Consider the following 6,888-nt stretch of genomic DNA (forward strand, 5'->3'; position numbering starts at 1 on the left):
CTTCATGAGTTCTCCTTGGTCTGTCGAGGGTAGAGAACTCACCTCCCGGGCGGCTACATGATTCGTCTCAGGTCACCACCACCCTACTTCGAGCTGGCCACACAGGGCAGAATGGGATCCGGTTCTTTTGGAGCACAGCCGACATGCCCAGCGACGAAGACCGGATCCGCGCCCTCGTCGACACCTGGCAGGCCGCGACGCAGGCCGGCGACGTCGACACCGTGCTCAACCTGATGACCGACGACGCGGTGTTCCTCGTGCCCGGCCGCCCGCCGATGGACAAGGCGACGTTCGCGGAACTCTCGCGCGTGCCGCCCGGCGCACCGCGTCCGACGTTCGAGAGCACGTCCGAGATCATGGAGATCGAGGTCTCGGGCGACATGGCGTATCTGTGGAGCCGGCTTTCGGTGCGCGTGACGCCGCCCGGCGCGGATCAATCAATCGAACGCGCGGGCCACACGCTCACGGTGTTCCGGCGCGTCGACGGACAATGGCGACTCGCGCGGGATGCGAACCTGCTGGTCGTTGTGCCGCGCGAGAGCGCGTGAGGCCGCTGACGCGTGTTCCGCACCAGATGTCTTCACCCAGTCCGTGCTCCTGTGGGAGCGACGGAAGTCGCGACGGGCTATGGAAAGGCTTTCCGCGGTTTGTCGCGACTTCCGTCGCTCCCACAGGAGACGCACACCCCGTGGATGTGACGCATTCGGCGCAACTTGATCGACTTCAGAGATCGCGGCGGTCGCGAATCCCGCCGGTGGCGTTTACCGTGCGCCTTACGCCGCAGCCGCCGGTCGCAGCACCTGCACGATCATGCGCTCGGTGGCGTCGAGGTCGGGGACGAGGGCGACGTCGTCGTTGAACATCACGCGCAGGCGGATGCCCTCGGGCAGCGTCTCTTCGTGCGAGGTCGCGATGATCATGTTGTCGCGGGTGATGGTGACGAGGCGCGGGAAGCCCTGCGCCACCAGTGCGAAGTACGGCAGTTTGGGATCGCCGCCGAGCGCTTTCAGCACGATCATCTTGGTGCCGATGGCCGAGCCCGGGGTGTGCGTGCCGGCGATGCGCGCGAACGACACCAGCGGCAGGCGCCAGCCGCGCCAGCGGATCTGGCCCAGCAGCCAGTCGGGGACGTCGCCGATCGGGTCCGGGTCGGCGTAGGACAGCACCTCCACCGTCGCGGCGTTCGGCAGCAGCAGCTGCGAGCCGGCGATCTGGATGAGGACGCCTCGGATGTCGTTGACGTGCGGGCTGTTCACGGGTGCGTTGCCGTTCCGGAAAGGGGGTCAGCGGTCAGGATTGCGCGCGGCTGGGCCAGCGCGCGGCCAGACGGGAGGCGAGATCGGCGGGCAGGCCCGACACCGCGCCGCGGCGGCGCAGTTCGGCGCAGGCTTCGCCGTCGTAGCAGTCTTCGGGCGACTGCGCGACCAGCAGCGCACCGGCGGCGGACGCGGCCATCGCGGCGTCGATCAGCCGCGGGTCGCCGCCGCTGAGGAACACCAGTGCGGTACGGCCGGGCGCCAGCGTGGCAAACAGCTGCGCGCCCGGCGCCGGGTCGGCGATGAACGCCAGACCGTCGGCGCCCGGATGCACGTCGATGCCGTCGGGCAGGAAGTAGATCGTGCCCGGCGAGGCGATCGCACCGGCTTCGGCCAGCGCCACCGGCAGCACCGCCGCGCGCTCCATCTGCGCGACAAGGCGATCGTAGCGCCCGCCCTGCAGGTGCAGGCGGACCAGGACCACGGCCGGGAATTCGGCCGGCAGCGCGGCGAGGATCTGGCGGGTCGGATCGGGCCCGCCGAGGCCGGCTTCGATCACCACCGCACCATCGCCGGCGACGTCGAGGCCGAACCCGCCGCCGCCCTGCTGCTCGTCCATGTCGACCAGCGACAGGCCGGAGATGCGGGCTTCGAGCGCGGACAGATCGGCGGCGCGCGGAGTTTCGCGCGGCGCCTCGACCGGGGCGGCCGGTGCGTCGTCGGTGGCCAGCGACAGGCCCTCGAACGAGAACGTCGGCGGGACCAGCGGCGCGGCCGGGCCGCGCTCCGGCGCGGCGTCGACCGTGCGCGAGGCGGCTTCGGGGATCTGCTTCGCGGCCTCGATGCTGCTGGCGAACAGTTCCTCGAACGACAGCACGTCGGTCGGACCGGACGAACGCGGCAACGGCGACGGCGCGGGCGTGGCGGGCGTCGTGTCGGACGAGGTGGCATCGAACGATGCGAAGTCCGCTGGCGCGTCGAACGCGGCGGGCAGCGGATCGATCACCGCCGGCGCATCGGCCCCGGCGGCCGGCTTCGCGGACAGTTCTTCCAGGAAGAAGGCGTCGTCGTCGAAGCGCATCGGCGCGATCGCCGGCGCCGCGTCCTGTGCCGGCGTGGACGCGCTGTCGAGCGCGACCTCCTCGATCTCCAGGCCTTCGAAGGCGCTGGCGTCGAAGCTGCCGATGTCGAACGACGGCAGCGGCTTCGGCGCCGGCGGCGCTTCCAGCTCGACCGCATCGAAGACGATGCTTTCGAGCGTCATCGCTTCTTCGATGTCGTTGCCCTCGGCCGGGGCGACCGGCGCGGGCGCAGCGGGTTCGATGGGCTCCAGCGCGAAGTTGCCCAGCGCGGCGAACGGCCGCTCGGCGGCGGACGACTCGCGCGCGGGCTCCGGCGCGGCGGGCGCGACAGGCGCGTCAAGGTCGGCCAGTTCGAGGCCCGACAGGTCGAACCCGGACAGGTCGAAACCGGTGACCGTGGGCGGCGTTTCCGACGGCAGGGCCGGCGGCGCCGCGACCGGTTCGGCCGGCGGCGGGATTTCGATGGGCGGCAGCGGCGGCGGCGCGACGGGCGGGGCCGGCGGCGGAACGAACACGGGTTCGACCGGCGGCAGCGGCGGCGCCGGTTCGGCGGGCGGCGCCACCGGCGCAGGCGCAGGCACATCGGCCGGCGGCGACGGCGGTGCGACCTGCACGGCCGGTGCCGGCGTCTCGGCGGGCAGGCCATCGACCGGGACCTGCCCGGCGTGGGCTTCGGCCTCGCGCGCGAGCGCACCGAAGTCGTAGTCCGCATAAGCCGAAGCCGGCTTGGGCACGCTGCCCGGAGACGGCTGCAGGTCGTCATGCTCGACCTCGCCGCCGGGGGGCAGCACGTTGGAATCGCGGCGCAGCTTGGCCGACAGGTGGCGGACCCAGCGCGCGGCGTCCCAGCCGGCGCGGTGCGCGGCGAGGTCGGCCTCGTCGAAGATCACGGTCAGGTCGGGATCCGACAGCAGGCCGTCGAGGCGATCGAGCGCAGGCTCGATGCTCGGCTCCAGCGCGACGAGCACCGCCTCGGGCGCCAGCGCACGCAGCGCCGGCTCGTCGGTGTCAGCCGGGTCGGCGGCGATCAGCAGCGTCGCGCCGGCCTGGCGCAACGCCTCGGCGAGGCTGTCGGCGGCCTTGCCGGCACGCGCCAGCAGGACCACGCGCGGAGCGGCGGCGGCGAACTCAGGCATCGGACCTCACCGGCTCCAGCAGCGAGAAGACGTTGCGCATGAGTTCGTTCTCCTGGTACGGCTTGCCGAGATACCGGTCGACGCCGATGTCCATCGCGCGCTGGCGGTGTTTGTCGCCGGTACGCGAGGTGATCATGATGATCGGCACCTTCGCCAGGCGCGCGTCGGCCTTCATCGCGGTGGCCAGCTCGTAACCGTCCATGCGCGGCATTTCGATGTCGAGCAGCATCAGGTCCGGCACGACGTCGACCATGCGTTCCAGCGCGTCGAGGCCGTCCTTCGCGGTCAGCACCTCGAAGTTGTGGCGCTCCAGCACGCGGCCGGTGACCTTGCGCATGGTGATCGAGTCGTCGACCACCATGACCAGCGGCACCGCACGCTGTTCGACGGCCGGCGCTTCCTCGATCTCGACCGGCTGCGCGGCGAGACGACGCACCAGCGGCGCGACGTCGAGGATCACGACGACGCTGCCGTCGCCCATGATCGTGGCGCCGAAGATGCCGGGGATGGACGCGACCTGCGGACCGATCGGCTTCACCACGATTTCGCGGTTGCCGACGATCTGGTCCACGGTCACCGCGACGTGCAGGTCGCCCGAGCGGGTGAGCAGCAGCGGCATCTGCAGCTGGCCTTCGGCCTTCGCCGGCGTCTCGCCGACGAGCTTGCCGAGGTCGTGCAGCGCGTATTCCTCGTTGCCGTAGCGGTAGGTCGTGGCGCCGTTGGCGAGTTCGTCGCGCGGGATGCGACCGACGCCGCGGACCGAAGCGATCGGCACCGCGTAGGTGGTCTCGCCGATGCGCACGAACGCCGCCTGGGTGACCGCCAGCGTCTGCGGCAGGCGCAGGATGAAGTCGGTGCCCTTACCGGGTTCGGAGCGGATGTCGATCGTGCCGCCGAGCTGGCGGACTTCGCTGGACACCACGTCCATGCCGACGCCGCGGCCGGCGAGGCGGGTGACTTCCTCGGCGGTGGAGAAGCCGGGCTCGAAGATCAGCGCATCGAGCTGGGCGTTCGACAGCGTCATGCCCGGACGCACCAGCCCGCGGGCTTCGCCGCGTTCGCGGATCGCCTTGCGGTCGAGGCCGCGGCCGTCGTCGGTGATCTGCAGGACGACTTCCGACCCTTCCTTGCGCACCGCGATGACGACGACGCCCTCGGCGGGCTTGCCGGCGGCGGTGCGCTGGGCGGGCGATTCCAGGCCATGCGCGACCGAGTTGCGGAGCATGTGCTCCAGCGGCGCGGTCATGCGCTCCAGCACGTTGCGGTCGAGTTCGCCCTGCGCGCCGTCGACCTTCAGCTGCACCTGGCGGCCGGTGTCGGCGGCGGCCTGGCGCAGCACGCGGCGCAGGCGCGGCACGACGGTGTCGAACGGCACCATGCGGGTGCGCATCAGACCTTCCTGCAGCTCCGAGCTCACGCGCGACTGCTGCAGCAGCAGGGTTTCGTACTGCTGGGTCAGGTCGTCGAGCGTGGTGTGGAGGCTGCCAAGGTCGGTCGCGGTTTCGCTGAGCGCGCGCGACAGCTGCTGCAGGGTGGAGAAGCGGTCGAGTTCGAGCGGATCGAACGCGGCATCCGGCTTCTCGCCCTCGCGCTGGTAGCGGGCGATGATCTGGGCTTCGGTTTCGATTTCCAGACGGCGGAGCTGGTCGCGCAGACGCGCGGTGGTCTGCTCCATTTCGGAGGTGGCGCCGCGGAACGCACCGAGCTGCTGTTCGAGGCGCGAGCGGTAGATCGCGACCTCGCCGGCGTAGTTCACGAGGCGATCGAGCAGTTCGGCGCGGACGCGGACCTGTTCCTGATTGCCGCGCAAGCCGCCGTCCTCGTCGTCGCGATCGCCGAAGGTCATCGGCGCGGACAGCGGACGCAGGCCCGGCAGCGGCGCGTAGGTCGGCGCCTCGACGGCTTCCGGTTGCGCTTCGAGCGTGTCCTCGACGGCGACATCGGCCGTCGCGGCTTCGGCGACCGCCGGTTCCGGCGTCGCGGCCTCGACGTGCGTTGCCTCGACGAACGCGGTCTCGACGTGCTCGACCTCGACGAATGCGGTTTCGACGGGCCCGGTTTCGACGACCGTCGTTTCGGCCGGCACGGTCTCGACCGGCGCGATCTCGAGCGCGACGGGTTCGGCCGGCAGCGGTTCGGCGAAGGCCGTGTCGAGCGGTGCGGCGTCGAGCGCGATCTCCTCGATCTCGATCGTTTCGTCCTCGGCCTCGTGCACAGCGACAGGCTCGGCGGCCTCGGCATGCGCGTCGAAGTCGGCGAAAGCCGGCGCCTCGACCTCGGGTTCCGGCGTGACGGCCAGATGCGCCGGCAGTTCGAGCGCATGACCGAGGGCGCGGGTGTCGAACGCGGCGACCAGTGCCTCCGGTACCGCGACCGCACGGCGATCGCCGACGCGCGTGACCATGGTGTGCAGGCGGTCGAAGCCGGTCTCCAGCAGCGGAATGTCGTCGCGCCCCAGACGCAGGCGGTGTTCGGCCGCGGCTTCGAGCAGCGACTCCATCGCGTGGCCGAGCTCGCCGATCGGCATCACGCCGGCCATGCGCGCACCGCCCTTCAGGGTATGCAGGTCGCGCTGGAGGCCGGCGATGATCTCGCGGTCTTCCGGCGATTCGCGCAGGCCGACCAGCAACTGGTCGGAATGGTCGAGCAGGTCGCGGCCTTCCTCGACGAAGATGTCGATGAGGTCGGCGTCCAGGTCGCGCATGTCCAGCGCTTCGTCCGGGTCGGTGACCGCGGAGTGCGCGAGCAGCACGGAGATGACCGACTCGGCAGCCGGCACGACCGCTCCGGCGGCGACGGGCGCCGCATCGACCAGCGCGGTTTCGACCGCAGCGGGCTCCTCGGGGATGACGAAGTCGGCGAACGCCGGCAGTTCGACGTGGGCCGCCGGCTCCGGCTCGCTGCCTTCGGCGAGCAGGCGCTCGGCTTCGAGCAGTTCCGCCTCGCGGCGCTCCGCTTCCAGACGTTCGGCTTCGAGGCGCTCGTCCTCGATCCGGATGAGGTCGCGCAGTTCCTGCTCGCGGCGTTCGGCTTCGAGACGTTCGGCTTCGAGACGCTCGGCTTCGAGACGTTCGGCTTCGAGACGTTCGGCTTCGAGACGCTCGGCTTCAAGACGCTCGGCTTCGGCACGCTCGGCTTCGGCACGTTCGGCTTCGAGGCGCTCGGCTTCGCGACGTTCGGCTTCAAGACGCTCGGCTTCGAAGCGCATGAAGTCTTCATGCTCGGCGCGGCGCAGTTCGGCGAGACGTTCGGCTTCGGCGCGTTCGGCTTCGAGGCGTTCGGCTTCGAGGCGTTCGGCTTCGAGGCGTTCGGCTTCGAGGCGTTCGGCTTCGAGACGTTCGGCTTCGAGGCGTTCGGCTTCGAGGCGTTCGGCTTCGAGGCGTTCGGCTTCGAGACGTTCGGCTTCGAGGCGTT

The 6,888-nt window shown here is 70.9% G+C and carries 3 protein-coding genes and 3 pseudogenes; 2 read left to right on the forward strand and 4 right to left on the reverse strand.

The features are described from left to right. Window positions 1-143: 143 nt before the first annotated feature. On the forward strand, window positions 144-548 hold the full coding sequence (locus tag ACT53R_RS18525) for a YybH family protein (RefSeq protein ID WP_476173398.1): 405 nt from the start codon (window positions 144-146) through the stop codon (window positions 546-548). A gap of 225 nt (window positions 549-773) precedes the next feature. On the opposite strand, the gene ACT53R_RS18530 is transcribed toward ACT53R_RS18525, so the two are convergent. From ACT53R_RS18530 to ACT53R_RS18545, 4 genes and pseudogenes are all read right to left on the reverse strand, one after another. Continuing rightward, complete coding sequence (locus tag ACT53R_RS18530; RefSeq protein ID WP_476173399.1) at window positions 774-1,256, reverse strand: chemotaxis protein CheW; 483 nt, start codon at window positions 1,254-1,256, stop codon at window positions 774-776. Between the two features lie 34 nt (window positions 1,257-1,290). Next, window positions 1,291-3,474 carry a chemotaxis protein CheB gene (locus ACT53R_RS18535; protein ID WP_476173400.1) on the reverse strand — a complete coding sequence of 728 codons (2,184 nt, stop codon included), beginning with the start codon at window positions 3,472-3,474 and terminating at the stop codon, window positions 1,291-1,293. Next, a pseudogene (locus ACT53R_RS18540) lies at window positions 3,467-5,344 on the reverse strand (response regulator); the annotation flags it as partial. The pseudogene ACT53R_RS18540 and the gene ACT53R_RS18535, both read right to left, overlap by 8 nt. Before the next feature lie 600 nt (window positions 5,345-5,944). After that, a pseudogene (locus ACT53R_RS18545) lies at window positions 5,945-6,682 on the reverse strand (Hpt domain-containing protein); the annotation flags it as partial. 86 nt (window positions 6,683-6,768) lie between these two features. Between ACT53R_RS18545 and ACT53R_RS18550 the strand changes: the two are divergent. Beyond that, window positions 6,769-6,888, forward strand: a pseudogene (locus tag ACT53R_RS18550) (pentapeptide repeat-containing protein); the annotation flags it as partial.

Source organism: Lysobacter sp. DMC104 (assembly GCF_056313665.1).

What these genes read in the sequence shown, in the direction of transcription:
- ACT53R_RS18525 (WP_476173398.1), top strand. Translation starts at nt 144, where the DNA reads ATGCCCAGCGACGAAGACCGGATCCGCGCCCTCGTCGACACCTGGCAG.
- ACT53R_RS18535 (WP_476173400.1), bottom strand. Translation starts at nt 3,474, where the DNA reads ATGCCTGAGTTCGCCGCCGCCGCTCCGCGCGTGGTCCTGCTGGCGCGT.